General features: G+C 63.1%; 23 protein-coding genes, 1 tRNA gene and 1 pseudogene. 14 read left to right on the plus strand and 11 right to left on the minus strand.

Features of this window, described 5'->3' with window-relative positions; genetic code table 11:
- Window positions 1-2 precede the first annotated feature (2 nt).
- The 4 genes from FJ936_RS04235 to FJ936_RS04250 are packed head-to-tail and all read left to right on the plus strand — an operon-like array spanning window position 3 to window position 4,496.
- Entirely contained in the window at window positions 3-1,226 is a 1,224-nt protein-coding gene (locus FJ936_RS04235; protein ID WP_141906170.1) for a glycosyltransferase, read from the plus strand.
- On the plus strand, window positions 1,223-2,602 hold the full coding sequence (locus FJ936_RS04240) for a glycosyltransferase (RefSeq protein ID WP_141906171.1): 1,380 nt from the start codon (window positions 1,223-1,225) through the stop codon (window positions 2,600-2,602). The genes FJ936_RS04235 and FJ936_RS04240 overlap by 4 nt, the downstream gene beginning before the upstream one ends.
- The gene (locus FJ936_RS04245; protein WP_141906172.1) at window positions 2,520-3,260 is read left to right on the plus strand and encodes a class I SAM-dependent methyltransferase; all 741 of its coding nucleotides are present in this window, start codon (window positions 2,520-2,522) and stop codon (window positions 3,258-3,260) included. The genes FJ936_RS04240 and FJ936_RS04245 overlap by 83 nt, the downstream gene beginning before the upstream one ends.
- A 15-nt stretch (window positions 3,261-3,275) precedes the next feature.
- Window positions 3,276-4,496 carry a glycosyltransferase family 4 protein gene (locus tag FJ936_RS04250; RefSeq protein WP_015316533.1) on the plus strand — a complete coding sequence of 407 codons (1,221 nt, stop codon included), beginning with the start codon at window positions 3,276-3,278 and terminating at the stop codon, window positions 4,494-4,496.
- 20 nt (window positions 4,497-4,516) lie between these two features.
- Here FJ936_RS04250 and galE read toward each other — a convergent pair whose 3' ends face one another.
- Together galE and FJ936_RS04260 are read right to left on the minus strand one after the other, a co-directional pair.
- Window positions 4,517-5,488 carry a UDP-glucose 4-epimerase GalE gene (gene galE, locus FJ936_RS04255; protein ID WP_141906173.1) on the minus strand — a complete coding sequence of 324 codons (972 nt, stop codon included), beginning with the start codon at window positions 5,486-5,488 and terminating at the stop codon, window positions 4,517-4,519.
- Window positions 5,485-6,459, minus strand: coding sequence for a UDP-glucuronic acid decarboxylase family protein (locus FJ936_RS04260; RefSeq protein WP_015316531.1), 975 nt, complete (start codon window positions 6,457-6,459; stop codon window positions 5,485-5,487). The genes galE and FJ936_RS04260 overlap by 4 nt, the downstream gene beginning before the upstream one ends.
- 290 nt (window positions 6,460-6,749) lie before the next feature.
- Between FJ936_RS04260 and FJ936_RS30805 the strand changes: the two genes are divergently transcribed.
- The gene (locus FJ936_RS30805) at window positions 6,750-6,995 is read left to right on the plus strand and encodes a hypothetical protein (protein ID WP_015316530.1); all 246 of its coding nucleotides are present in this window, start codon (window positions 6,750-6,752) and stop codon (window positions 6,993-6,995) included.
- 579 nt (window positions 6,996-7,574) lie between these two features.
- Window positions 7,575-8,015 (plus strand): annotated as a pseudogene (locus tag FJ936_RS30810) (tyrosine-type recombinase/integrase); the annotation flags it as partial.
- A gap of 191 nt (window positions 8,016-8,206) precedes the next feature.
- Here the strand turns inward: FJ936_RS30810 and FJ936_RS04275 are convergent.
- Window positions 8,207-8,282 (minus strand) — tRNA-Ile (locus FJ936_RS04275).
- A gap of 135 nt (window positions 8,283-8,417) precedes the next feature.
- Here FJ936_RS04275 and FJ936_RS04280 point away from each other — a divergent pair.
- Window positions 8,418-9,128 (plus strand): SIMPL domain-containing protein, encoded by a 711-nt coding sequence (locus tag FJ936_RS04280; RefSeq protein WP_015316249.1) that lies wholly within the window; start codon window positions 8,418-8,420, stop codon window positions 9,126-9,128.
- A 168-nt stretch (window positions 9,129-9,296) separates the two neighbouring features.
- Here FJ936_RS04280 and FJ936_RS04285 read toward each other — a convergent pair whose 3' ends face one another.
- A complete protein-coding gene (locus FJ936_RS04285; protein WP_015316248.1) occupies window positions 9,297-9,653 on the minus strand; it encodes a hypothetical protein in 357 nt (118 codons plus the stop codon).
- A gap of 262 nt (window positions 9,654-9,915) precedes the next feature.
- On the minus strand, window positions 9,916-10,362 hold the full coding sequence (locus FJ936_RS04290; protein ID WP_041163697.1) for a YcgN family cysteine cluster protein: 447 nt from the start codon (window positions 10,360-10,362) through the stop codon (window positions 9,916-9,918).
- A 197-nt stretch (window positions 10,363-10,559) separates the two neighbouring features.
- Between FJ936_RS04290 and FJ936_RS04295 the strand changes: the two genes are divergently transcribed.
- Window positions 10,560-12,491: an OmpA family protein gene (locus FJ936_RS04295; RefSeq protein ID WP_141906174.1), complete on the plus strand. Its 1,932-nt coding sequence runs from the start codon at window positions 10,560-10,562 to the stop codon at window positions 12,489-12,491.
- A 317-nt stretch (window positions 12,492-12,808) separates the two neighbouring features.
- Window positions 12,809-12,952 carry a type II toxin-antitoxin system ParD family antitoxin gene (locus FJ936_RS04300; RefSeq protein ID WP_140727081.1) on the plus strand — a complete coding sequence of 48 codons (144 nt, stop codon included), beginning with the start codon at window positions 12,809-12,811 and terminating at the stop codon, window positions 12,950-12,952.
- Here FJ936_RS04300 and FJ936_RS04305 read toward each other — a convergent pair.
- Window positions 12,946-13,812 carry an NAD(P)-dependent oxidoreductase gene (locus tag FJ936_RS04305; protein WP_140713831.1) on the minus strand — a complete coding sequence of 289 codons (867 nt, stop codon included), beginning with the start codon at window positions 13,810-13,812 and terminating at the stop codon, window positions 12,946-12,948. The genes FJ936_RS04300 and FJ936_RS04305 overlap by 7 nt on opposite strands.
- A 179-nt stretch (window positions 13,813-13,991) precedes the next feature.
- On the opposite strand from FJ936_RS04305, the gene FJ936_RS04310 reads away from it, so the two are divergent.
- Window positions 13,992-14,258 carry a type II toxin-antitoxin system VapB family antitoxin gene (locus tag FJ936_RS04310; protein WP_140665914.1) on the plus strand — a complete coding sequence of 89 codons (267 nt, stop codon included), beginning with the start codon at window positions 13,992-13,994 and terminating at the stop codon, window positions 14,256-14,258.
- A gap of 244 nt (window positions 14,259-14,502) precedes the next feature.
- Here the strand turns inward: FJ936_RS04310 and FJ936_RS04320 are convergent, their stop codons facing one another.
- Together FJ936_RS04320 and FJ936_RS04325 are read right to left on the minus strand one after the other, a co-directional pair.
- Window positions 14,503-15,189 carry a helix-turn-helix transcriptional regulator gene (locus tag FJ936_RS04320; protein WP_140793284.1) on the minus strand — a complete coding sequence of 229 codons (687 nt, stop codon included), beginning with the start codon at window positions 15,187-15,189 and terminating at the stop codon, window positions 14,503-14,505.
- An 8-nt stretch (window positions 15,190-15,197) separates the two neighbouring features.
- Window positions 15,198-16,070: a S1C family serine protease gene (locus FJ936_RS04325; RefSeq protein WP_140793282.1), complete on the minus strand. Its 873-nt coding sequence runs from the start codon at window positions 16,068-16,070 to the stop codon at window positions 15,198-15,200.
- A 167-nt stretch (window positions 16,071-16,237) separates the two neighbouring features.
- Between FJ936_RS04325 and FJ936_RS04330 the strand changes: the two genes are divergently transcribed.
- On the plus strand, window positions 16,238-17,188 hold the full coding sequence (locus FJ936_RS04330) for a trypsin-like peptidase domain-containing protein (protein WP_140617810.1): 951 nt from the start codon (window positions 16,238-16,240) through the stop codon (window positions 17,186-17,188).
- Here the strand turns inward: FJ936_RS04330 and FJ936_RS04335 are convergent.
- Window positions 17,148-17,624, minus strand: a complete 477-nt coding sequence (locus tag FJ936_RS04335; RefSeq protein ID WP_140793280.1) for a VOC family protein — start codon at window positions 17,622-17,624, stop codon at window positions 17,148-17,150. The genes FJ936_RS04330 and FJ936_RS04335 overlap by 41 nt on opposite strands.
- Before the next feature lie 66 nt (window positions 17,625-17,690).
- Between FJ936_RS04335 and FJ936_RS04340 the strand changes: the two genes are divergently transcribed.
- The gene (locus FJ936_RS04340; RefSeq protein WP_140665898.1) at window positions 17,691-18,284 is read left to right on the plus strand and encodes a TetR/AcrR family transcriptional regulator; all 594 of its coding nucleotides are present in this window, start codon (window positions 17,691-17,693) and stop codon (window positions 18,282-18,284) included.
- Window positions 18,285-18,406: 122 nt separating this feature from the next.
- Here the strand turns inward: FJ936_RS04340 and fabF are convergent, their stop codons facing one another.
- Both fabF and FJ936_RS04350 read right to left on the minus strand, forming a co-directional pair.
- The gene (fabF, locus tag FJ936_RS04345) at window positions 18,407-19,675 is read right to left on the minus strand and encodes a beta-ketoacyl-ACP synthase II (protein WP_140793278.1); all 1,269 of its coding nucleotides are present in this window, start codon (window positions 19,673-19,675) and stop codon (window positions 18,407-18,409) included.
- Between the two features lie 35 nt (window positions 19,676-19,710).
- Complete coding sequence (locus FJ936_RS04350; protein WP_141906341.1) at window positions 19,711-20,289, minus strand: TetR/AcrR family transcriptional regulator; 579 nt, start codon at window positions 20,287-20,289, stop codon at window positions 19,711-19,713.
- Between the two features lie 85 nt (window positions 20,290-20,374).
- Between FJ936_RS04350 and FJ936_RS04355 the strand changes: the two genes are divergently transcribed.
- Together FJ936_RS04355 and FJ936_RS04360 are read left to right on the plus strand one after the other, a co-directional pair.
- Window positions 20,375-21,487, plus strand: coding sequence for an efflux RND transporter periplasmic adaptor subunit (locus FJ936_RS04355; RefSeq protein ID WP_140617807.1), 1,113 nt, complete (start codon window positions 20,375-20,377; stop codon window positions 21,485-21,487).
- Window positions 21,487-24,597, plus strand: coding sequence for an efflux RND transporter permease subunit (locus FJ936_RS04360; RefSeq protein WP_140665892.1), 3,111 nt, complete (start codon window positions 21,487-21,489; stop codon window positions 24,595-24,597). The genes FJ936_RS04355 and FJ936_RS04360 overlap by 1 nt, the downstream gene beginning before the upstream one ends.
- Window positions 24,598-24,647: the final 50 nt, after the last annotated feature.

Genomic DNA, 24,647 nt, shown 5'->3' on the forward strand with positions numbered 1-24,647 from the left:
CGATGGGCTACAAGATCGTCGACGTCGAACTGTCAAGTCCGCTGGCCCCGATTGAGCTTGCGCCAGAGCACGATGGCGTTGGTCTCATTGCCCGCTGGCAGGGCCGGCTTGTCGGCTTTGAGATGATCGCGCTCGCCTCCGCAGCGATCCTGTCGGCGGAGCGACAGAAATCCGTTGCCGATGAACGTTTTGCCGATCGCATCCTGGTTGCGAAGATGGATAAGGAATTGCTGCGGCTAAGACCGGTTGGGCAATCGCCCCTGCCGAGCCTCTCCATCGCGATATGTACGAAAGACCGCGCCGAACGTCTTTCGAGGTTGCTGGGTTCGCTCGACAGCATCCGACGCACAACCGCTTTTCCGAGCGTCGAAGTCGTCGTGGTGGACAATGCGTCTGTGGATTCAGCCACACGCGAAGCAGTCGAGCGCTTCGAGGACGTTCGTTACGTGTTCGAACCGAGGCCCGGGCTTGATTTTGCACGAAACGCCGCTCTTCGCTCGGTCACGGGCAGCTTGATTGCCTATCTGGACGATGACGTGGTCGTCGACCGCAACTGGCTTGACGGGCTTACCAAAGCCTGCCGGGATAATCCGGGTGCCGGTGGCTTTACGGGTTTGGTGCTGCCGCTTCGCCTGGACACCGAGGCGCAGATCTTTTTCGAACGAAGGGGCGGATTTGGCCGCGGCTTCAGGCGCAACGAATTCCACAACACCCGATTCGATAGTGCGCTGCACCCGGTAGGGTCTGGTATTCTCGGCGCCGGCTGCAACATGGCTTTCGACCGCACGCTGCTGGTATCGCTGGGCGGCTTCGACGAAGCGCTCGATACCGGAGCACCGCTGCCTGGCGGTGGCGATCTCGACATTTTCTATCGCGTGCTGCGTTCAGGCCGGCCCATGATCTATGAACCGGAGTATGCCGTTTACCACGAGCATCGCGAGACGATCGACCAATTGAGACGGCAGTATTGGACATGGGGACTTGGTATGATGGCCTTTCTTGTCAAAAGCCGTCGGACCGACGGAGAGCTCAGGGCACGTCACCGTGCCATGGTTTGCTGGTGGTTTTTCGATCGGCTGAAAGCGCTGGCACGGGCCGCGCGCAAGCTTCAAGGTCGTGATTTTCGTTTCGGCATTGCAGAGTTGTGGGGTGGAATCTGCGGCCTGGCAGGCGAATATGATCGCTCACGTATCCGCGTGCAGAGAATCCGGGAGCAAAACCGGTGAATGGCGAGGCCTTCCGTGTCAGGCAAATCGATCTCGGCTCCGCCTGTGCGGACGCCGATGTGGGAGATACCCCTTCGCTATCGATCTTCTGGTGGAAGGACTTGCCGCTGGGAATGCGAGCGTCCTTGCCTGACGAATTGCCCTACAGCGAGGCAAGTCTGCGGCAGTTCGCGGCGGAGTTTTCGGCAGCACAATTGGCTGCCCGCAACATCCCGCTGGGCGCCCCCTTGCGGGCGACCTATGAAGGATCGCCAAAGTCCGCGCTCTGTTTGACGGCGGCGCTCGGGGCCGACGACCTTGTCGACCGCCTTGATGAACTTGCAACTGCGTCTTCAGCGTCGGCCCAGCACATCTCAGTCGTAATTTGCACGCGCGACCGCGGCCCCGCCCTGGCGGAGTGCCTTCAAAGCGTTGCAAGGCAACGCAGCGCCCCGGGCGAAGTCATCGTCGTTGATAACTCCCGCGACGGCAACGCTCGGCCGGTATGTGTCGGCTTTCCTGAGGTCCGTTTCGTTCATGAGCCGCGGCCCGGATTGAGTGTTGCCCGATCCGCCGGCATCCGGGAAAGCCGTCAAGACATCATCGCGTTCACGGATGACGACGTCGAGGTTCATCCTGGCTGGACTGCCGAAATCGCGCGCGCCTTCGAAGAACGGGACATCGAGGCACTGACCGGCTTGGTGCTGCCAGCCCGGCTCGATACGATCGCCCAACGCCGTTTCCAGTTCGACATGGGCGGTTTTGGGTCCACCTTCGTGCCGCTTCTCTTCGACCACCGCTTCTTCGAAGAGACCCGGCCAAGCGGAGCGCATGTCTGGAAAATCGGCGCCGGGGCCAACATGGCCTTCCGGCGATCGGCCTTCGATCGGGTAGGCTCGTTCGACGAGCGCCTCGGCGCCGGTGCTGCCGGATGTTCCGAAGATTCGGAGCTATGGTACCGGCTGCTGGCCGCAGGAGGGACTTGCCTGTATGAACCTCGCGCCGTTGTCTTCCATCATCATCGCCGCGATTGGCCGGGCTTCCGACGGCAAATAAGAGCCTACATGAAGGGCCACGTCGCAGCTCTTGTCACGCAATATGACAATTTTGGCAATCGCGGAAACATCGATCGCATCTGGAAGCAGCTGCCCGCATATTTCTTGAGAACATTCGTCAAGGGGCTTTTCGAAGGCCCCCCCGGCAGGACCAGTATACTCGCGGCAGAAGTCGAAGGCTGGCTGGCTGGTCTTCAATTCCTCGTCCGTTTCGGCTGGCGAAAACGGCGAACATCAAATTGGTTGAGGAAGAAAATCGATGATCCGCAAGGCGCCGCTCGGACAATTCCTGTCTCGAAATCCCTTTCCAAACGCTCTGACGGACGGCCTTTTCTACCGTGAGAAGATGCGCGCAATTCATCGCGTCGCGCCCGCGGCGATCGACGGGCCCGGCCGGATACTCGAAATTGGAGGCGGGCGCAGCGGGATGGCAAGTATCCTCTATCCGAACGCTGAAGTCGTTAACCTCGATCTCGATCCCGAGTTGGGCAACCACCAGCCAGATTGGGCGAAGTCGACCTTCGTCTGCGGCGATGCCTGTGACCTCCCCTTCGCGAACGACAGTTTCGACGTGGCGACGCTCTTCGACGTGCTTGAACACATTGAGGATGACCGTAGTGCCGCACAAGAGGCCTTGAGGGTCGTGCGCCCAGGCGGGTATGTTCTTGTCTCGACGCCGCATGCGGAGTGGCATTACCCGTATTTTCGCGTCATGAAGCCCTATTGCCCGCATGAAAGCGAACTGATGCAGGAATGGGGTCACGTTCGTCGCGGCTATTGGGATCCCGAACTCGCAGCGCTCTTCGACCGTGCGCCGGAACGCCGCGCCACATTTATCAACCCGGTGACGGCACTCTTTCACGACGTCGCATTTTCTCGTCTGGGACGCCGTCGCCGCAAGATACTTTACGCTCTTGCGGCGCCGATCACGGCTGTCGGCTACGTGCTGCACCACCGCTCGACACGCGGCACGGAGACGGCTTTTTCCTGGCGTAAATGAATTTTGGGGCATTTGATGGGCCGCCGCGCTTCCCTCGTCATCGCCCTCTTTCCATGGGGCGACGTCGTGGAGGAATTCCTCGATCCGATAGGATTGCGGCTTAAGGATTTCGTCGAACAGATGACCGGCGGCTGGCTGTTCGGTTACGTCTCCGCCCTGCAACTGGCCGGCCACAGGCCGGTCATTGTGTGCGCTTCCGAGCATGCCTCGCAGATAGAATGCCACTACCATGCCGGCACCGGCGCGCCGATCTGGGTCGTTCCCGGCGCCCGCGCGCGTCAAGGTCACTCCGCAGCGGGTCACAGTCTGCGGCGCTGGTCCGCGACGCCGCTCCCGGCGTTCCGGGAGGTGCTCGCCCGATCCCAGTGTGATGCAATTCTCGTTCAGGAATACGAATATACCCGGTTTGATGCGCTTGCCTGGCTGGCAGTCCGTAACCGCATTCCGCTCTATGCAACGTTCCAGGGCGGCGACCGGACGCTCTCCTGGATAGAGGCAATTGCCAGGCAGGCATCTCTCCGTGCCTGCAGCGGCCTAATCGTCGCATCGGCTGCGGAGCGTGAACGCCTCGCCAAAGCTTACCCGCGTATAGCCCTCAAGGTAGCGAATATTGCCAACCCCATCGATTCCAGCGAGTGGACAGCGATCGAACGTCAGCAGGCGCGGCAAGACCTCTGTCTGGCGCGCGGGAATTTCGTCGTCGTCAACCACGGACGCATCGACGTTCGCCGTAAGGGGCTGGATGTGCTCCTGAAAGCATGGTCCTTCTTTTCCGGTGATGCTTCGTCCGAACTGGTCATCATAGGCTCGGGGCAGGACCGAGACGTTTTTGCCAGGCTGCTGAGAGAGGCCGCACTGCCGAATGTGAGATGGCTTTGCGACTATACCACGGACCGGTCCTTGATACGGCGTTGGCTTTCGGCGGCGGATGCCTATGTCACTGCGTCCCGCACCGAAGGTATGCCCGTCGCACCGTTGGAGGCGATGGCCTGCGGCCTTCCGATCGTTGCTACCGACGCACAGGGCCTACCCGACATCTTGGCAGACGGCGAGGCATCCGGCGGCCTCATTGTTCGAAGGGACGAGTCGGCGGAAATTGCACACGCGCTGAAGAAACTTAAGGACGATCCAACCATGCGAGACCGCCTCGGACAGGCGGCGCGAAAGCGGATAGAGGGAAGTTTCTCGCTCGGCGCGGTGGCTGGCGCTCTCGATCGCTTGCTGACCGCGCGGTAGCGTCACTTGCGCAATATCTGTTACAATCGACTGCGATACCAAGCCAGTGCCGTCTCGACGATCCTGTCGATGGCGGATTGCTCGGCCGCCCAACCGAGTTCCCGCTTGGCCTTGCCGGCCTCAGCAACAAGCCCCGGCGGGTCCCCTGGTCTGCGCGGCCCGTAAACCAGCGGAACCCGCATTCCCGAAGCCCGGCTGACGGCATCGACCAGTTCGTTCACCGTTGTACCCGCTCCGGTTCCGAGGTTGTAGACGTGGACGCCCTTGTCGCGGAGAAGCTTCTCCCCTGCCAGGACGTGGGCGCGCGCGAGATCGACAACGTGGATGTAGTCCCTCACGGCGGTTCCGTCGCGGGTGTCAAAATCGGTGCCGTTGATTCTAAAAATGCGGCCCGGCCTCACTGCCGCCTCTATGGCGAGCGGAATGACATGTGTTTCCGGTTCATGCTTTTCTCCGATTTCGCCGTCGGGGTCGCATCCGGCTGCATTGAAATACCGAAGCACGACCGCGTTGAGACCATGAGCAAGTGAGATATCCTCGATCATCCTTTCTATGATGAATTTGGACCAGCCATAGGGATTGATGGGCGACTGTCGATGCGTCTCGTCTATCGGCGACCGCGTCGGGATCCCGTAAGTTGCACAGGTGCTCGAAAAGATCAGCTTGTCCAGACCGGCTTTCAGCATTTCCTCGAGCAGGACCAGGGTGCCGAAACTATTGTTTCGGTAGTAAAGTTCGGGCCGCTCGACTGACTCGCCAACGTAAGCGTAGGCAGCGAAATGCGCCACGGCGTCCGGCCGATACTGGTCCAGGGCGGCCTCAGCCGCCGCGTCGGAAATATCGCCTTCGATCAACGGTCCCCATTTCACCGCGTCGCGCCAGCCGCGCGAAAGGTTGTCAAAGGCAACAACCGACCATCCGGATTCCGCGAATGCCTTGCAGCAGTGCGACCCGATGTAGCCGGCCCCGCCAGTTACCAGGACCGTCTTCATTCGGCTGCGGCGGGCCGAATGTGCCCAGATGAAACCACGTCCTCGAAATACGCAATGGTCTTGGCAAGGCCAGCACGCAATGCAGTTCTTGGCTTCCATTTGAGTTCGCGGGAAGCATATCGGATATCGGGCTGCCGCTGCTTTGGATCGTCGACCGGTAGCGGCGAAAATCTGATCTTCGATCGGCTTCCGGTAAGTTCGATCACCAGATTTGCGAGTTCGAGCATCGTGAATTCCGCCGGGTTGCCGAGATTGACAGGACCGGTGATATCGTCGGCCGTCTGCATAAGACGTACCAGACCGTCGATGAGGTCCTCGACGTAGCAGAATGAACGCGTCTGCTGGCCAGTGCCGTAGACCGTAATCGGTTTGTTTTGCAGCGCCTGCACGATGAAATTGGAAACGACACGACCGTCGTCGGGACGCATCCTTGGACCGTAGGTATTGAAAATACGGGCTACCTTGATCTTCAGCTTGTGCTGTCGCCAATAGTCGAAAAACAGGGTCTCGGCACATCGCTTGCCTTCGTCATAGCAGGAACGAGGGCCAATCGGGTTCACTCTGCCCCAATAGTCTTCCAACTGCGGATGAACCTCCGGGTCGCCATAGACTTCGGAGGTGGACGCCTGCAGAATGTGTGCGCGAACCCGCTTGGCCAGTCCGAGCATATTGATCGCGCCATGAACGCTGGTTTTGGTCGTCTGGACGGGGTCGGACTGATAGTGGACGGGGCTCGCCGGACAGGCGAGATTGTATATTTCGTCAACCTCTACGTAGAGTGGAAACGTCACGTCATGACGAATAATCTCGAACGATCGGTCATCGAGGAGATGAGAGACGTTTCTGCGGCTTCCTGTGAAGAAGTTATCTGCGCAAACTACCTGATGGCCCTCAGCAAGGAGCCGCTCGCACAAAAATGATCCCAGGAAACCTGCGCCGCCTGTCACCAAGATTTGTTTCGCCTGCTGCATCTTCAGGGTCTCCGGCTAATCTTAGGCAGGACTAATATATTAAACTGACGCAGGGCCATACGCCACCGGCCTGCTTTCAATTTACGTTACGGGCAAGACATTGTTCTCGATGGACCAGGGCTGCGATCACCGCTCACAGGCGGCTCGAGCGTCCTATTTGCACGCCAGGGTAGCCCTTCCGCAATCAAAGCCGGACATCGGGCTTCCCCTTTATGGGGCCCCTGCTATTTCGAACGCGATATTCACAGAAAGTGCCACGCGTTCGGACAGCTGATTAGCGGATCAAGGTGATGAAAAGCGACACCCTCTCCTACCCTCCACGTGGCCTGTCGCGGGATGAAGCTGCCCGCTACGTCGGCGTTGGAGTAACAAAGTTCGACCAGATGGTCTTAGACAGGCGCATGCCCAAGCCAAAGAAAATCGACAGTCGTGTGATCTGGGATCGCCTTAAACTGGAGGCTGCGTTCGCGGATCTGCCCGGCGACGATGACGACAATGTCGTCGACTTTCTCTTGCAAGGGAATCATCGAGGGTAATAGTCTGGTTCTGCAATGGAACAGCGTCTTAAAGACAAACACCCAGGTGTGTCCTCCTATAAGGATCGTCATGGGAAGACGCGCTGGCGCTACCGCGCCAATGGCCGCCTGGTGCCGCTGCCTGCCCCCAACGAGAGAGGTTTCAAGGAAGCCTATCGGGCTGCTGTCGAGGGTCGCAACATTCGAAAAGCCCCGGTTGTCACAATGCCGGGTGCGGCCTTGCCAGGAACATTCGGAGCAGCCGAAAAGAGATTGAAGGCGTCGGTCAAGTGGCTCGCCCATGATGACAGCACGAAATTCAAGAACAGCCGCCTGATCGAGGAATTTCTGGGTCTGCGGGTGGTCCCGGACCATCCGCTGACATGGCGCGACGTGCCCGTTAAAAACCTGCGGCGGGTCCACGTCGAAGAGCTTCTGGGGCACTTTATCGCGACACCACACAAGGCCAAGCATCTGCTCGTCGCGATACGCAAGCTCGTCTATGTCGCGATGCGACTGGACTGGATTGCAATCGATCCTACCGCGGCGGTCGAGTGGCGTCCTGCCTACACGGGCTGGAAGGCTTGGCCTCACGAAGCGATGCAGAAGTTTGAGCAGCGCTGGCCGTTGGGGACGGCTGCGCGCACCTGTTACGGGCTGGCGCTCTGGCTGGGCAATCGTCGCGGCGATGTCGCCGATCTACGGTGGGACCAGAGGGTGACGCGCAAGGTCATGATCGATGGCCAGGAGCGTCATTTCGACGGCTTCGACATCGTCCAGGCAAAGAACAAGAACCGGACCGGTGGCAAGCGGCTTTTCGTACCGATCACGCCCATGCTGGCCGAGATTCTTGGGGCCGCCGACAAGCGCGGCGAAACCGTCCTGGTGACCGCTTATGGCCAGCCCTTCTCCTCCAAGTCCCTGACCGGGAGCATGGCGCACTGGTGCAAGCTTGCAGGGCTTGCGAAAGGGCTGACGCTGCATGGACTGCGAAAGTCGCTCGGCGTCTATCTCGCCGAGGCCGAGGCCTCGACCAGGCAGCTCATGGATGTGCTGGGCCACGACGACATCGATCATGCCGAGCTCTACTCACGCGAGGCATCGCAGGTTCGTCTGGCGGTTCAGGGCATGGATCGCGTCGTGCGGCTGGTGACCCGCAGGCCGATGCTTGGCGAACCTTCTGGCGAACCCGTTGGCGAACCTACCCGTAAGCCATTGAAAAACAAAGATAATGGTGGGCCCGGAGGGACTCGAACCCCCAACCAAGCGGTTATGAGCCGCCGGCTCTAACCATTGAGCTACAGGCCCCACGCGGGCTGGATTAATGTTTTTCGCATCGCGGCACAAGGCTTTCCCGGCGGGCTTTCGCAGATCGCCCAAATCAACCCATAATCGCGCTCTACGCGCCCCCCTGCGACTTGATCGCAGACCAAGGAGATTTTCATGACCAGACATCTTTTGCCCCTCGCGCTCGCCGCTGCAATCGCTTTTCCGGCGATGGCTGGAGCCACCGATCTGCCGACCCCGCCCCGCATCATCGTGTCCGGCGAGGGCGAAGCAACCGTGGCCCCCGATCTGGCGGTGCTGACGCTCAGCGTCATGCGCGAAGCCAAGACGGCGCGTGCCGCACTCGACGCCAACAATGATGCCATGGCCGCGGTGATCGCCGCGATGAAGGCCGCCGGCATCAAGGATCGCGACCTGCAGACCGCGGGCATCCAGATCACCCCCCGCTACAACTATACCAACAAGCCGGACGGCAGCCAGGAGGCCGAACTCGTCGCCTATCAGGTGACCAACACGCTCTCGGTGCGCGTGCGCGACGTCGACAAGACAGGCGAGATCCTCGACAAGGCGGTGTCGCTCGGCGTCAACCAGGGCGGCGGCATCGCCTTCACCAATGACAATCCGGCGGCCACCGTCACAGAGGCCCGAAAGAAAGCTGTCGCCGACGCCATGGCCAAGGCCAGGACGCTGGCCGAGGCGGCCGGGGTCAGCCTGGGCCGGGTGCTCGAGATCACCGATCAGAACATCAGGCCGGCGCCGATGCCGATCAACGCCAAGGCATTCGACGCCGCGGCCGGCGCGGCGCCGGTACAGGCCGGCGAGAACGCCTACAATGTCCAGGTCACCGTTACCTTCGAACTGAAGTAGGCGGCGCTGGACGCCGTGGCCGAGCATTGCTTGGCCACGGACCTGCTCAAGACAGACCGCCGCGGGCATTAAAAACCCCGCGGAATCGCTTCCGCGGGGATTTCGGGCCACTTCTTTCCCGAGGGAAAGGGGCTCCAGACCTTCACAGAAGGTCCACGCCTGAGATTCTCAGCGGTTGATGACCGGGCAACCGCGCTCGTTGGCGAACACGATGACGACGCGGTCGCCGTACTGACGGCCCATCACCTTGACCACGCGGCGGTTGACATCGACGATGCGGGCACGGTGCAGCCCCATGCGCTCCGCCTTGTCGAGGGCGCGATCCGGCGAGCAGCCACGGCGCCAATCGTCGCGGCGCTCGTCCCGGCGGTGGCGATAGCCGTCGTCGCCGGCATAGACGCCGAAGCGCGGATCCTGGTTGTTGCCGAAGCCAAGATAGAGGCTGTCGGCATGGGCGGGGATGGCCGCCAGCGTGCCGAGGCCGACCAGAGCCGAAAGCGCTGCCGTCTTGATGGTGGTGTACATGGTTCTCTCTCCTTGTTGCGGGCTTGCGCCCTCCTCGTGAAACCGATGGCGGGAGAATGCACCGGCCTGTCTGAACTATTTACGAACTGCCCGTTCATCCGCGGTTCATGTGGCGCCACACGGGCAAAGCGCCGACCTTGCAAATCTCGCCGGCCAAATCCCTCGCCGGCCAAATCCCTTGCCGGCATTCAACAATATCGCGCCAGGCGCCTCGCCCTCGCACGGTTCCCGACAGGCAACTCCTGACGATCTACCGCGTGCGTCAGGGCTCGTCGTCGAGCATAAAGTCAAAATAGTCTTCCGGCTCGGCCAGGTCGGTCTCGCTCGCCTTGACCCGGCCGCGCATGGAAATGCCGGCCTCGTGCACGGTCTCGGCACTGCCGGAAACCAACCGATGCCACCAGTAGAGGTCGCGGCCCTCCGCCACCAGCCGGTAGGCGCAGGTGCTGGGCAGCCAGCTGATGGTGCGCACATTCTGGGGGGTCAGGCCGACACAGTCGGGAACGCGCGCCAGCCGGTTGGCATAGTCCGCACAGCGGCAGCTCTCGGCGTCGAACAGCCGGCAGCCGACGCTGGTCCAGTAGATTTCACCGGTGTCCTCGTCCTCGAGCTTGGACAGGCAGCACTTGCCGCAGCCGTCGCAGAGCGATTCCCACTCGGTGGGGCTCATCTCTTCCAGCGTCTTGGTCTTCCAGAACGGGGTTTCCATTTCCGGCATGTGGCCCCAGCCGCCGCCAAGGTCAAGCGCGGCGACAGCCGGAATGAGGCTGCAAGGGGGCCGAATGACATGAAGTTGCCTTCAAAAGGTCGGCCAATAGCCCTGTACGGCCCCTAACGATGGGCAGCTGGAACCAATTTCGTTAAAAGCGGTTTCGGCAAGGATGGGACCCCACAAGGAGAATTTCGATGAAACGCCAACCACGGATTCTGGCAGGCACAGCCCTTGGCCTGTTGATGGCATCCGCGCCGTTAGGCGCGTCCCCGCTTCAGGGGACAGCCGCGTTCGGCCCCATGCAACGCGGGGGGACACCGCTGATCATCCTGGCGCAGGACACCCCCACCGACCAGGGACAGGGCGACGAGGAACAGCCGCGCAGGAAGAAGCGCGACCAGCAGCAGCAGGCCGAGCAGGCGCCCGCCGGCGAGGCCGCGCCCGCAACCGACGAGCAGCAGCCGCGCAGGAAGAAGCGCGACCAGCAGCAGCAGACCGAGCAGGCGCCCGCCGGCGAGGCCGCCCCTGCCAACGACAACCAGCCGACCAAGCCTGGCAGGAAACACAAGCTGGACCAGCAGAAAGAGGCGCCGGCCGCCGTGCCGGAGACCGCTCCGACACCGAAGCAGGCTCCTGCCGGCGAAGCGACGCCGAAGGTTGAATCCCCTCCCGCCGGCGAGCAGGTTCCCGCCCAGGGCGAGCAATCCCAGGATAAGACGAAGAAGCACGGCAGGAAACCGGCTGGCGAACAGCCGGCGAATGGCGAGCAGCCCGCGACCGGCGAACAGCCGCAGACCGGTAGGCAGCCCACCACCGGCGAACAGCCGGCGACGGGAGAGCAGCCTGCCACCGGTGGGGCCGCTACCAATGGGAAGGCCGCGCCTGTCCAGGGCGAAAACCCGGTTCAGGGCGAAGCCCCCGCCGACAAGAATGCCGCCCCCATCCTCGACAGCCAGAAGGATGCCAGGCGCAAGGGTCGCGGCGAGAACGGCCAGGGCGGCGGGAACCCGGCCACCCAGCCCGCCAACCAGAATGGCGAACAGCAGAACGGCGTGCAGCAGAATGGTGGGCAGAATGCCCAGCAGGGCGGTGACCAGGGCCGGAAGCCGGTAGTGGCGCCGGTGGATCAGGGTCCGCCTCCAACCGACGACAGAGCCGCCCAGGAGGCGATCAAGACGGAAAAAATCGTCCCGGTAACCCAGGAGAAGGGCAAGCGGCTCGAGCGCGCGCCTGACGAGGACATCCGTGACCGCCGCCGGCCCAAGGGCGTCGACGTGCTCAAGGAAATCGGCGACCGGGTGATCGTCCAGTTCAACGACCAGACGTTCGTCCAGAGCAACGATCGCCCGCGCCTGACCCGCGGCGCCAAGGATGTCTACTACGAGGACCTGCCGCAAGGCCGCACGCGCGAGACAGTCGAGCGCGACAATGGCTTCCGGATCGTCACCATACGCAACCGCTACGGCGACATCCTGCAGCGGTCGCGCATCGCGCCCGACGGTCGCGAATACGTTCTGAGCTATGTCGACGAGCGCAGCTACCAGGACGAAGATGACTGGCGCGATCCCGGCGATGACCTGCCGCCGATGCGGCTGACCATCCCGCGCCGGGACTACATCCTCGATTCCGAGGATGTCGAAAGTCCCGACGACTACTACACCTTCCTCGAACAGCCGCCGGTGGAGAAAGTGCAGCGTCTGTATTCGATCAACGAGGTCAAGCGTTCGGCCCGCGTGCGTGACATTGCACGGCGCATCGATCTCGACACCCTGAATTTCGAATTCGGCTCGTCCTCGATCTCCGACACCGAGGTACAGAAGCTCCAGGGTGTCGCCGACGCCATGGAGAAGCTGTTGAAAAAGAACCCGGCCGAGACCTTCCTGATCGAGGGCCACACCGACGCCGTCGGCACGCCCGAGGCAAATCTTGCTCTGTCGGACCGTCGCGCCGAAGCGGTCGCCGAAGCGCTGACCAACGCCTTCGGCATCCCGCCCGAGAACCTGACGACACAGGGCTATGGCGAGGAGTACCTGAAGGTCGACACCTCGGCGCCCAACCGCGAGAACCGGCGCGTCGCCATCCGCCGCATCACCTCGCTCGTGGCGCCGGTGGCGAGCAACAACTGACCTGCTTTTCCAGCCACTTGCAGTGGTTTTTGGAATCAGGTCGGCAACAAGGTCCCATCCCGGTCAACCGGGATGGGATAGACCGCGGACGGCACGGCCCGGGTCAACAAGAATTGTACAGACCCCTAGAGCCGGGTCATTGAATCACCGGGCTTCGCACCCCAGATTCCTGACTGGGCGTTCCCTGCCCCGTCCCGACTCCAGCGGGACGCATTGAACCCCGCCGGCCCTCTCCGGCGGGGTTTTTTGCTTCAGGTCCACCTAGCAAACGGTGGCCTGCCGGCCGAAATACGCGCTCAACGGGACGAGGCGAATTGATGCCTACGGAAGAAACCGGCGATCAGAGGCTTGAGCGGCTTCGTCGGGCAATCGACGAGGGCGGCCAGTCAGGTGAACCGGAGCCGTTCGATGTCGAGTCCTTTTTTGAAAGCAAGCGGCGGCGGCAGAATCCCCTTCAGTAGATGTTCCTGATCTTGCTGTCCGTCCTGGCAAACACCTCATCTGGCACAAAAAAGTCTCCGGCCAGCGGTCCGGTTGCGTCAGGCGCATAGACCGAGAAATCGCTGACGCCCTCGGCGCGCAGCACCTCTTCGTCGATATAGAAATTGCCTGATGCCTCGCGCGACGGCCGCATGAAGATCGCGTGCGCGGCATCGGCCATGATGTCGGGCGACCGGCTCATCGCCGCGACCGTCGCTCCGCCCAGAAGGTTGCGCACCGCGGCCGTGTCGATGGTCGAGATCGGCCACAGCGAATTGACCGCGATGCCATCCCTGGCGAATTCCGCGCTCATGCCCAGCGTGCACATCGACATGCCGAACTTGGCCATGGTGTAGGCGACATGGTTCTTGAACCATTTGGCCTTCATGTCGAGCGGCGGCGCCAGATTCAGGATGTGAGGGTTCTTCGCCAACTTCAGGTGTGGAATGCACATTTTGGACACGAGGAAGGTGCCGCGCGTGTTGATCTGATGCATCAGATCGTAGCGCTTCATGTCGGTTTCCAGCGTGCCGGTAAGCTGGATGGCGCTGGCATTGTTGACGCAGATATCGATGCCGCCGAATTTCTCGACGGTTCTGCCGACCGCCTCGGCCACCTGCGCTTCCTCGCGGATGTCGCATAGCACCGGCAGTGCCTTGCCGCCGGCCTGCTCGATCTCTTCAGCGGCGCTGTAGATCGTTCCCGGCAGCTTCGGATGCGGCTCCGTCGTCTTGGCGGCGATCGTCACATTGGCGCCGTCGCGCGCGGCGCGCAGCGCGATCGCCAGCCCGATGCCACGTGACCCGCCGGAGATGAACAGCGTCTTTCCCTTGAGCGACATTTTTCCTCCGCCTGGATTGTCTTGTGTCGCGATCCTTGCGCGCGCCAGAGCGGGATACAAGAGCTTGTGGTGCGACGCGATGGTGACGTAGCGGAGGGTACCGTGCCTTGTCGGCTGCAAACGACGTGGCGCCGAAACCGATTTGGCGTATGATTCCATACCGGATGGCAGATCACCAAATGGCTTTGTTCATCAAGAATGTCGAAGTGGAGCGGTTGGCCCGAGAACTTGCCAAGAGCCGTGGTGTGCCGGTGACCGAAGCGATCCGGCAGAGCCTCGAAAACGAAACTGCTCGCGAACACCTGACTTCTCAGCAAAACGAGTCTGACCTGATCGCGAGGCTGATGGAAATTTCAGAGCAAGCAGGCCGGATACCTGATCGGGACCGCCCAATGACCGAAGACGAAGTACTCGGTTACGATGAACTCGAAATACCGAGCAGCTGACGGATGCTTCGTCCGCACCGTCGCGCCGCCCCTCATTGCCCTGCCGGGCATTTCTCCCCGTATAGTGACGGGGAGAAAGACGCTCTCATCGCGGCCTTCGCCAATCATCACCTTTGCAAGGGGAGCGCCGAGGTCGCGGCAACTCCCTTCTCCCTGTCACTATACGGGGAGAAGGTGCCGGTAGGCGGATGAGGGGCAGCGCCAATCTCTGAAGATAATCGTCAGACTTGCCCGACATCCACTCCTAAACCAGAACCAGCCCCTGCCGCATCGCGATCGCGATGGCGTCCGTACGATTGGCGGCACCGAGCTTGATCAGGATCGCGGCGACATGGAACTTCGCTGTGTGGACGGAGATGTTGAGCCGCCGCGCGATCACTTTGTTGGGCGCCCCTTCGGCCAGCAGCGCCAGCACTTCCGCCTCGCGCGGCGACAGCGCTGGCCGGGCGGCGGCGCCATCGTCGACCGTTTCGTCGCCGAACAACCCGCTATGGCTTCCATCCCCATTGGCCGCGTCACCGCGGTCGAAATCCTCATGCCTATCGGGCATCGAACGCCCTTCGCCGGACACCCGGTAGCCGGCGGCGGCCAGCCTGACGGCAGCGGCGATCAAAGCTGCATCCGCGGCCAACGGCAGCATCGCAAACACCTGGCCTTGCGGCCGGCCCGCGCGGTCCGAAAGCAGTACTTTTGGGGTCGTGCTGCCGCCGACGCCGGCTCGATCGACCGAGGCCGTGCCGTCGGCGACGGCGTCATCGACGATGGCGACATCGGCGACCCCGCCGCCGGCCACGACCGGCAGCAGATCGTCGGCCATGGCAAGCGAAGCGGACAAGCGCTCGGCACGCACGGCATCGCGCAGTGCGATCAGCACCACGAGCTGGCGTTCGCCGCGCGCCACGTCAGGCCTTGTCAGCGTGTCGCTTTCCATCCGTCCTCTCAGCTCAGCGGCTTTTCGCCGATGGTCAGCACGACGTTGCGCTGTTCGCCGCCGCGCACGACACCCAGCTTCACCGAAGCACCGGCGCTGTCGGGCCCGAGCCGACGGATCAGGTCTCGCGGACCATGCACGGCCTCGCCGTTCCACGCCACGATGATGTCGCCGAGCGAGAGGCCAGCGGCCTTGGCCGGGCCATTGTCGTCGAGGCTCATCGCCATTGCGCCACGCGCGTCGCGGTCGCGCACCGGATGCAGGCCGGCGCCGAGGTAACCACGTGCGACATGCCCCTTTTCGCGAAGCGTCGCCACCGCGCGTTCGATCGTCTCATAGGGCATGACCAGCGCGCGGCCACGCGGGCCGAACAGAAGCATGCCGATCAGCGCGCCCTTGGCGTCCAGCACCGGGCCACCCTCGAAGCGGCCGCCGGCACCGACAGCCAGGTTGATGCGCCGGTCGATGGTGCCGCCGCGCATCGAGCGCCAGGCCGGGCCGACTTCGCCGACCGAGCCCGATACGGCCAGCACCGCGCCCTGGCTGCTGCCGATGACTATGGCGATATTGCCTGGCCGAACGGGGCTGGCTCTATCGAGGACAGGCGCGCTGGCCGCATCCGCGGGCTTCAGCAGGGCGACGCCCGTCGAAGGATCGCGGCCGACCAGTTCGGCCTTCGCCGTCTCGCCGGAGGCCAGCGTCAGTTCGATCTCCTCGCCGGCCTCGACGGCTTCCTCGGCGGTGACGAAATAGCCGTCGCCCCAGTGGAAGGCGCTCGCCGTGCGGTGATGATGCGTGGCGAAGCTTGCCGTTCCCGGCGTCGCCTTGGCGGCGATATCGGCGATGGCATCGGAAAATGCATTCAGATTGAAGTCGCTCATGATGATCTCCTGGGTTTTCTCATGCCCCAGATATCGCTCGGCAGTACGCCAGGAGGTACTCGCCTGACGGCTAGTTGCAGGTTCGACTGGCCATCTGGTCAGGTCGCGGCGGTTCCGGCCGCTCCGCACATATAGTCACGATCAAGCCTGAAAACACGGAGCCCCCCATGGCCCTCGCCGCGCCAAAATTCCAACCGGACGAGACATTGCTCGACGCCTATTCGACGACGGTTGCCGACGCGGTCGACCGCATCGGCCCGGCTGTCTGCCGCATCGAGCGCATCGGGGGGCCGGGCGGCCATGGCTCGGGCTTCGTCATCGCGCCTGACGGGCTGGTCGTCACCAATTTCCATGTCGTGGGTGACGCCAGGACGGTACGCGTCTCGATGCCGGACGGCGCCTCCAGCGAAGGCCGCGTGCTCGGCCGCGACCCCGACACCGACATCGCCCTGGTGCGCGCTGACGGCAGCTTCGCCGACGTGGCGCCGCTGGGCGATTCCAAGCGGCTGCGGCGCGGCCAGATCGCGATTGCCATCGGCAATCCGCTGGGCTTCGAATGGACCGTCACCTCGGGCGTCGTCTCGGCGCTCGGCCGCTCGATGCGGGCTTCGACCGGCAGGCTGATCGACGACGTCATCCAGACCGACGCCGCGCTCAACCCCGGCAATTCCGGTGGTCCGCTGGTCTCGTCGGCCGGCGAGGTTATCGGCGTCAACACCGCCATGATCCATGGCGCGCAAGGCATCGCCTTCGCCGTCGCCTCCAACACCGCGAACTTCGTCATTTCCGAGATCATCCGCTTCGGCCGCGTGCGCCGCGCCTTCATTGGCGTCTCCGCCGACACGGTAAACCTGCCGCGGCGCGCGGCTCTCTTGTCGCAGGTCTCGACCAGCACGGCGGTACGGCTGCGCAGCGTCGAGAAGGACGGCCCGGCGGCCAGGGCGGGTCTCAGGGAAGGCGACATCATCGCCGCAATCGACGGCCGCCCGGTGACCGGCGTCGACGACCTCGTGCGCATGCTCGACGCCGAGCGCATCGGCCGCGAGACGCTGTGCACCGTGGTGCGCCGCACCGGCGTCAGCCAGGTGGCGGTGACGCCGGTGGCGCGGGCGAGTTGAGGCTGCCGTTCAAGCCCCCGTTGGCGCCTTCCGCATACTGCGCCAGGAATTCCTCGCTGGGCGGGATCGGCTTGATGACGTCGATCAGCACGCCGTTGGGATCCCTGGTGATGAAGTGGCGCTGGCCGAAAGGCTCGTCACGCAGCGTTCGCAGGATAGGCAGGCCGGCAGCAAGGATCCGGTCATGGACCGCATCGGGATCACGGACCTCGAAATTGATCAGCAGCCCGGAGGTTCGCCCCCGCCCCTCCTCGGGAATCGTCTCGTGGTCGCCCTGGACGATGCCGAGATTGACGCGCTTGTTGTCCACCGATTGCAGATGCACGTACCAGTCGCTCTCAAACAGCGGCTGGAAACCGAAATGCCTGACATAGAAGGCCTCCGTGCCGGCGACATCGCCGGTCATCAGCACCGGATAGTAGCTCGTCGTCTTCATCTTTCCTTCTCCCGTCAACTGACATACAGTCTGCATGTAAATTGAATTAACATACAGGCTGCATGTATGCAACAGAAATCCGCGCGTCGTTCGAACCGCGATCGCACCGAGACGACGCGCGCCGACCTGATCGCGGCGGCGCGCAAACTGTTCACGGAAAAATCCTATGCCGAGACCGGCACGCCGGAGATCGTTGCCGCCGCTGGCGTGACGCGCGGCGCGCTCTACCACCATTTCGCCGACAAGCAGGCGCTTTTCGCCGCCGTGGTCGAACAGGAAGCCGCGGCGGTGGCGCGAGAGATTGACCGCGCCTCCCCGCCTTCGCTCAGCGCCCGCGATGCGCTGATTGCCGGTTCCGATGCCTACCTCACGGCCATGCGCGCGCCCGGCCGCACGAGGCTCTTGCTGCTCGACGGCCCCGCCGTGCTCGGCCGCGCCGCCATGGACGCCATCGACAACCGCCACGGCAACCGCTCGCTGCGCGAGGGCCTTGTCGCGGCGATGCGGACGCAGTCGATGAAAAGATTGCCGCCCGAAGCGCTGACCGCCCTGCTTGCCGCCGCCTTCGACCGCGCGGCGCTCGCCATCGACGCCGGTGCGTCGGGCGAAGATTACCGTGCCGTGCTGACGGCGCTGATAGACGGACTGTCGCGCGCCTGAAGTGCCCCCGCGAATGTATCGTGCAGTCATCGCCCGGGTGCGGGGCGACGATGTCGCCATGCGTAAACTTGTCGCCGGCTGCGACTGCCCGACCAGGACATCACGATTGCCGCAAGCCGCGGCTAGTCCGTCCAGCGCCGGAACAATGCGCTGGCGTTCACGCCGCCAAAGCCGAAGCCATTGGAAATCGCGTAATCCATCTCCATCGGCCGGGCGTGGTTTGCGACGAAGTCGATCCCGTCGCTTGCCGGATCGGGGGCGCTCAGATTGAGGGTTGGCGGTGCGACCTGGTCCCTGAGCGCCAGGACCGTGAAGATCGCCCCAAGCCCGCCGGCGGCGCCAAGCAGGTGGCCGGTCGCCGACTTCGTTGCGCTGACGGCTATGCCGAAATCTTCTCCGAAGACCCTTTTGATCGCGGCGATTTCCCCCAAGTCGCCGACTGGCGTGGAGGTCGCGTGCGCGTTGAGGTGGCGGACCTCCCGTGCCGAAATACCGGCTTGGGCAATCGCGATCTCCATGGCCCGGCGCGCACCGTCGCCATCCTCGGGGCCGGAGGTGATGTGATAAGCGTCCGCCGTCGTGCCGTAGCCGACCAGTTCGGCGAGCGGTTTGGCGCCGCGCGCAAGCGCGTGGCTCAATGCCTCGATGACCAGGATGCCGGCGCCTTCGCCCATGACGAAGCCGTCGCGCGACATGTCGAACGGGCGGGAGGCCTCCTCAGGACGATGATTGAAGGACGTGGAAAGAGAGCGTGCCGCGGCAAAGCCGCCGAGGCTGACCGTATTGATGCAGGCTTCCGTTCCGCCGCAGACCGCGATGTCGGCCTCGTTGGCGCGGATAAGACGCGCCGCATCGCCGATCGCCTGGATGCCGGCCGCGCAGGCCGTCACCGGCGCGCCGAGCGGACCCTTGAACCCATATCGGATCGAAATCTGTCCCGCCGCCATGTTCACCAGGAACGACGGCACCGTGAACGGTGAGAGACGCCGAACACCGCGCAGGTCGACGGTTCGCACCGCTTCGGTTATCGCGGGAAATCCTCCGACACCCGACGCGATGATCGTCGCGGTGCGGGTCCTGTCATCGTTCGAGACCGGGTTCCACCTGGCCTGGGCAACCGCCTCTTCCGCAGCCGCCAGCGCAAAGACAATGAAGCGGTCGGCCTTGCGCTGGTCCTTCGGCGCCAGGACGATGTCTGGATCGAAGCCAACTTCGGGGTCTTCCAGCAAGGAAGGAACCATTCCACCGACCTTCGCCGGCAGGTCCCCCACCATGTCGTCCGGAAGCTTTCGAAGCCCCGAACGGCCGGCCAGCAGGCGCGACCATGACGCTTCGACGTTGGCCGCGAGCGGCGTGACCGCTCCCATGCCCGTAACAACGATCCGTCGCATCTATTCTCCTATCACTTGGCCAGCGCGTGCGGCTTTCAAGCCGCGCCGGCTTCGCGAACCTGAGCGGTGGCGGCACTCAGAAAAGCCTTCGCGAGGTCGGGATCATTGACGGCGCGCGAGAGGACGACCGCGCCGACCATTGTCGAGAGAACGACCATGGCCTTACCGCCGGGCGCATCGCCGTCCGCCTCGCCAACCCATGAGCCCAGCATCTCGAGGTATTCTCGGATGCCGGCCTCAAATGATGCCTTCACCTCGGCGCCTTGCCTGGCAGCATCCGAGCCAAGCGCAACCACCGGGCAGCCGTCCATCCTTTCCTCGCGATGCCCCGTGCTGAGATAGAAGTCGATCACGGCGCCAAGCGGATCCTCAGGGCTCGCCGCGGCCGCCGTCGACCATCGGTTCGCAGCGCTTTCCAATGCCCGTCTGGACGCCTGCGCGACCAAGTCGTCCTTGGACGCGAACTGCTTGTAGAACCCGCCTTGGGTCAGCCCGGCGCCCTCCATCAAATCCTTGACGCCGATGCCATCGAATCCGCGCTCCCGAAAAAGCCGGCTCGCTACATCGATCACGGTTTGCCGGTTCTGCTCAGCTTGGCTGCGAGTCACACGCATCATTCGTCTCCTTTTTTGATTGCGTTCATAATCTATATCAGTTATAGAGTACGAATGCAATCTATTTTCACAGAAGGCGATGGGCATGAAAAAGAAACTCATTATTGGGCTGGGGAGCGTTCTGGTCGCGGGGTTTGGGGTGGCTGCATTCGTCACGCTTCCCATTCGCACACAGGCAGCCGCCGTCGTGGCTGACCCGAGGCAGGAAGCACCGATCGTCAGACTCGTGACGGCAGTGGCGGTGACAGGATCCGAACGCGGCTTCACGGGTACAATTGCCGCGAGGGTGCAGAGCAATCTTGGGTTTCGCGTACCCGGCAAGATCATCGAGCGCCTTGTAAATGTCGGCGAACAGGTCAAGGCGGGCCAACCGCTGCTGCGGATCGATGATACCGATCTTGCCCTTGCCCTCACCGCCAAGCGCAACGCTGTCGCGGCTGCGCGCGCTGTCCTGGTTCAGACCAGTGCGGACGAGAAGCGCTATGCGGTTCTGGTCAAGAAGGAGTTGGCCGCAACCCCGCAGCGTTACGAGCAGGCGAAGGCAGCACTCGATACCGCGACTGCACAGCTTGCCGCCACCGAAGCGGAAGCGAAGGTCGCGGAAAACGAGGCGGCCTATTCCGTCCTGGACGCGAACGCCGACGGAACCGTCGTCGAAACGCTTGGCGAGCCAGGACAGGTTGTCGCCGCGGGACAGACCGTGGTTCGGATCGCGAACGCCGGCCCCCGTGAGGCGGTGGTCACGCTTCCCGAAACGATCCGGCCGGCGATCGGCTCGGTAGCCGAGGCGGGCTTGTATGGGGGCGATGGGCGGCATTTTACGGCGCATCTCCGGCAGTTGTCGGACGCTGCCGATCCCCAGACTCGTACCTATGAGGCCCGTTATGTGCTCGATGGTGAGGCCGCGGCAGCACCGCTTGGCGCGACGGTAACCATCCGGCTTGCAAGCCAGGCAAGTCAAACGGAAGTCCAGGTGCCGCTCGGAGCCGTGCTGGACGATGGTCAGAAGACCGGCGTTTGGAGTTTGGACGGCGCAACCTCGACCGTACACTTTCGGCCCGTCAAGCTTGTTCGTGTAACCAGCGAAACCGCCGTGATCTCCGGGCTGAGCTCGGGCGATTCGATCGTTTCGCTCGGTGCTCATCTCCTGCAGGAAGGCGCTCGCGTCAGGACTGCCTCTGAAAACAGGAGCAACTGATGAGCCTCAATTTTTCCGCGATCGCCGTTCGCGAGCGAGCCGTTACCCTTTTCTTCATCATTCTGCTGGTCGCCGCCGGCGCCTACGCTTTCCTCATGCTTGGACGTGCGGAGGATCCCAACTTCACCATCAAGACCCTGACGGTCACGACGGTATGGCCGGGCGCGACGGCGCGCGAGATGCAGGACCTCGTCGCCGAACCGTTGGAGAAGCGACTTCAGGAGCTGACCTGGTACGACCGTGTCGAGACGACGACACGGCCAGGCTATGCCTATTTGACGGTCACGCTGAAGGACAGCACACCGCCATCCAGCGTGCAGGAGGAATTTTACCAGGCCCGCAAGAAGCTCGGGGATGAAGCCCGCAACCTGCCGCCCGGCGTGCTCGGCCCCTTTGTCAACGACGAATATTCCGATGTGAGTTTCGCTCTTTACGCCCTTAAGGCGAAGGGCTTGCCCATGCGGGAACTCGCCAGACAGGCCGAGACCATTCGCCAGGACCTTCTGCATGTGCCCGGCGTCAAGAAGATCAACATCCTCGGCGAACGTCCCGAACAGATATTCGTCGAGTTTTCCTATGCCAAGCTGGCAACCCTCGGCGTGTCGGCGCAGGATATCGTCGCTGCCCTGCAGCGGCAGAACACCGTCACACCGGCGGGCTCGATCGACACAGAGGGGCCGCAGGTCTTCATCCGGGTCGACGGCGCCTATGACAGTGTCCAGACGATCGCCGACACGCCGATCGTCGCCGCGGGACGGACGTTGAAGCTCTCCGACATCGCCGTGGTCCGGCGCGGCTACGAGGATCCTGCCACCTACGTCATCCGTCACCAGGGTGAGCCGACCATCATGCTCGCGGCGGTGATGCAGGAGGGCTGGAATGGTCTTGAACTCGGCAAGGCACTGGAGGAGAGGTCAGCAGCGATCGCACAGACGCTGCCTCTCGGAATGACGCTGGCCAAAGTGAGCGATCAGGCCGTCAACATCGGCTCGTCGGTCAACGAGTTCATGATCAAATTCGCGATGGCGCTTGGCGTGGTGCTGCTGGTGAGCCTGCTCAGCCTCGGCTGGCGCGTCGGCATCGTCGTGGCGGCCGCCGTCCCGCTGACGCTCGCCGTCGTGTTTCTCATCATGCTGGAAACCGGCCGGTTCTTCGACCGCATCACGCTCGGTGCCCTCATCCTGGCGCTGGGCCTCCTCGTCGACGACGCCATCATCGCCATCGAGGTGATGGTGGTGAAAATGGAAGAGGGCATGGATCGCATCAAGGCGGCGGCCTATGCATGGAGCCACACCGCGGCGCCGATGCTGTCGGGCACGCTGGTGACGATCGCGGGGTTCCTGCCGGTGGGCTTCGCGCGCTCGACGGCCGGCGAATACGCCGGCAACATCTTCTGGGTCGTGGGGTTCGCCCTCATCGTCTCCTGGGTCGTCGCGGTTTTCTTCACCCCTTATATGGGCGTCAAGATGCTGCCCGCGATCAAACCGGTCGAAGGCGGCGTTCACGCCATATACGACACACCGAACTATCGGCGCCTCCGCCGGCTCATCACCTTTGCCGTGCGCCACAAGTTCGTGACCTGCGCTGCCGTCGGCATCGTCTTCGCGCTTTCGGTTGTCGGCATGAGCGGTCTCAAGCAGCAGTTCTTCCCGACATCCGACCGTCCCGAAGTGCTGGTCGAGGTTCGCCTGCCGGAGGGCACCAGCATCGAGACGACGACCGCCACGGTCGAGAAACTGGAACACTGGCTTGGCGGCCAGCCCGAGGCCAAGATCGTCACGAGCTATGTCGGTCAGGGCGCTCCCCGCTTCTTCTTCGCCATGGCGCCCGAATTGCCTGATCCCGCCTTCGCCAAGATCGTCGTCCTGACACCGGACGCGGACGCGCGCGAGGCCTTGAAGCACAGGCTCCGTGAAGCGGTTGCGACAGGGCTTGCCCCTGAAGCGAACATCCGCGTTACGCAACTCGTGTTCGGACCTTACACGCCGTTCCCGGTCGAGTTCCGGGTCATGGGGCCAGACCCGCGGCAATTGTACATCATCTCCGAAAAAGCTCTCGACATCATGCGCGGCGTACCGGACGTGCGGCAGGCCAATCGCGACTGGGGCAATCGCACGCCGGTACTGCGCTTCATCCCGGATCAGGACCGATTGAACCTTATCGGCCTGTCGCCGGCGGAAGTGGCCCAGCAGCTCCAGTTCCTCCTCACCGGCATCCCGGTCACGCAGGTCCGCGAGGACATCCGCAACGTCCCCATCGTGGCCCGCAGCGCCGGCGGCGAGCGACTGGATCCATCGCGTCTGGCGGATTTCTCGCTGATGAGCCGGGAGGGCCGCCAGATTCCACTCGACCAGATCGGTCACTCCGAAGTTCGTCTGGAAGAACCGATCCTGAAACGCCGCGATCGCACACCCGTCATCACGATCCGCTCGGACATCAATGAGGCGACCCAGCCTCCAGAGGTTTCCAAGCAGATCATGACGGCCCTTCAGCCGCTGATTCAATCCCTGCCTGCCGGCTATCGCATCGAAATGGGTGGATCGATCGAGGAGGCAACCAAGGCCAACACAGCGCTGGGCAAGGTCTTTCCGGCCATGCTCGCCGCCATGCTGATCGTCATCATACTGCAGGTGCGATCCTTCTCGACGATGGCGATGGTCATGCTGACGGCACCTCTCGGTCTCGTTGGCGTCGTACCGATGTTGCTGGCCTTCAACCAGCCTTTCGGATTCAACGCCATCCTGGGCCTGATAGGCCTGGCGGGTATCCTGATGCGCAATACGCTGATCCTGACCGAACAGATCAAGGAGAACCGTGCCGCCGGTCTTGACGACTATCAGGCGGTCATCGAGGCCACGGTGCAACGCACAAGGCCGGTGATCCTGACCGCACTTGCCGCCGTTCTGGCTTTCATCCCCCTCACGCACTCCGTCTTCTGGGGATCGATGGCGTTCACGCTGATCGGCGGCACGGCTGCCGGCACGGTGCTGATCCTGCTGTTCCTCCCTGCACTCTACGTCGCGTGGTTCCGGATCAAGCCGGCCACGGATGAGGTCCAGGAGAATTCAACGGAGGAACCGGAAGTGCCGGCAGCAATGGCGGCCGAGTAGGGCTCCGTTGTCGCAGGAGACGGTTCGAATTCTTGCCCGTTGGCTCTGCC

It is taken from the genome of Mesorhizobium sp. B2-4-13 (assembly GCF_006658535.1).
Lineage (GTDB): Bacteria > Pseudomonadota > Alphaproteobacteria > Rhizobiales > Rhizobiaceae > Mesorhizobium > Mesorhizobium australicum.

Bases quoted from the DNA above. Each gene is read 5' to 3' on its own strand.
- FJ936_RS04235 (WP_141906170.1), top strand. From the start codon at position 3: ATGGGCTACAAGATCGTCGACGTCGAACTGTCAAGTCCGCTGGCCCCG.
- FJ936_RS04245 (WP_141906172.1), top strand. From the start codon at position 2,520: ATGATCCGCAAGGCGCCGCTCGGACAATTCCTGTCTCGAAATCCCTTT.
- FJ936_RS04250 (WP_015316533.1), top strand. From the start codon at position 3,276: ATGGGCCGCCGCGCTTCCCTCGTCATCGCCCTCTTTCCATGGGGCGAC.
- galE (WP_141906173.1), bottom strand. From the start codon at position 5,488: ATGAAGACGGTCCTGGTAACTGGCGGGGCCGGCTACATCGGGTCGCAC.
- FJ936_RS04260 (WP_015316531.1), bottom strand. From the start codon at position 6,459: ATGCAGCAGGCGAAACAAATCTTGGTGACAGGCGGCGCAGGTTTCCTG.
- FJ936_RS30805 (WP_015316530.1), top strand. From the start codon at position 6,750: ATGAAAAGCGACACCCTCTCCTACCCTCCACGTGGCCTGTCGCGGGAT.
- FJ936_RS04280 (WP_015316249.1), top strand. From the start codon at position 8,418: ATGACCAGACATCTTTTGCCCCTCGCGCTCGCCGCTGCAATCGCTTTT.
- FJ936_RS04285 (WP_015316248.1), bottom strand. From the start codon at position 9,653: ATGTACACCACCATCAAGACGGCAGCGCTTTCGGCTCTGGTCGGCCTC.
- FJ936_RS04290 (WP_041163697.1), bottom strand. From the start codon at position 10,362: ATGGAAACCCCGTTCTGGAAGACCAAGACGCTGGAAGAGATGAGCCCC.
- FJ936_RS04295 (WP_141906174.1), top strand. From the start codon at position 10,560: ATGAAACGCCAACCACGGATTCTGGCAGGCACAGCCCTTGGCCTGTTG.
- FJ936_RS04300 (WP_140727081.1), top strand. From the start codon at position 12,809: ATGCCTACGGAAGAAACCGGCGATCAGAGGCTTGAGCGGCTTCGTCGG.
- FJ936_RS04305 (WP_140713831.1), bottom strand. From the start codon at position 13,812: ATGTCGCTCAAGGGAAAGACGCTGTTCATCTCCGGCGGGTCACGTGGC.
- FJ936_RS04310 (WP_140665914.1), top strand. From the start codon at position 13,992: ATGGCTTTGTTCATCAAGAATGTCGAAGTGGAGCGGTTGGCCCGAGAA.
- FJ936_RS04320 (WP_140793284.1), bottom strand. From the start codon at position 15,189: ATGGAAAGCGACACGCTGACAAGGCCTGACGTGGCGCGCGGCGAACGC.
- FJ936_RS04325 (WP_140793282.1), bottom strand. From the start codon at position 16,070: ATGAGCGACTTCAATCTGAATGCATTTTCCGATGCCATCGCCGATATC.
- FJ936_RS04330 (WP_140617810.1), top strand. From the start codon at position 16,238: ATGGCCCTCGCCGCGCCAAAATTCCAACCGGACGAGACATTGCTCGAC.
- FJ936_RS04335 (WP_140793280.1), bottom strand. From the start codon at position 17,624: ATGAAGACGACGAGCTACTATCCGGTGCTGATGACCGGCGATGTCGCC.
- FJ936_RS04340 (WP_140665898.1), top strand. From the start codon at position 17,691: ATGCAACAGAAATCCGCGCGTCGTTCGAACCGCGATCGCACCGAGACG.
- fabF (WP_140793278.1), bottom strand. From the start codon at position 19,675: ATGCGACGGATCGTTGTTACGGGCATGGGAGCGGTCACGCCGCTCGCG.
- FJ936_RS04350 (WP_141906341.1), bottom strand. From the start codon at position 20,289: ATGCGTGTGACTCGCAGCCAAGCTGAGCAGAACCGGCAAACCGTGATC.
- FJ936_RS04355 (WP_140617807.1), top strand. From the start codon at position 20,375: ATGAAAAAGAAACTCATTATTGGGCTGGGGAGCGTTCTGGTCGCGGGG.
- FJ936_RS04360 (WP_140665892.1), top strand. From the start codon at position 21,487: ATGAGCCTCAATTTTTCCGCGATCGCCGTTCGCGAGCGAGCCGTTACC.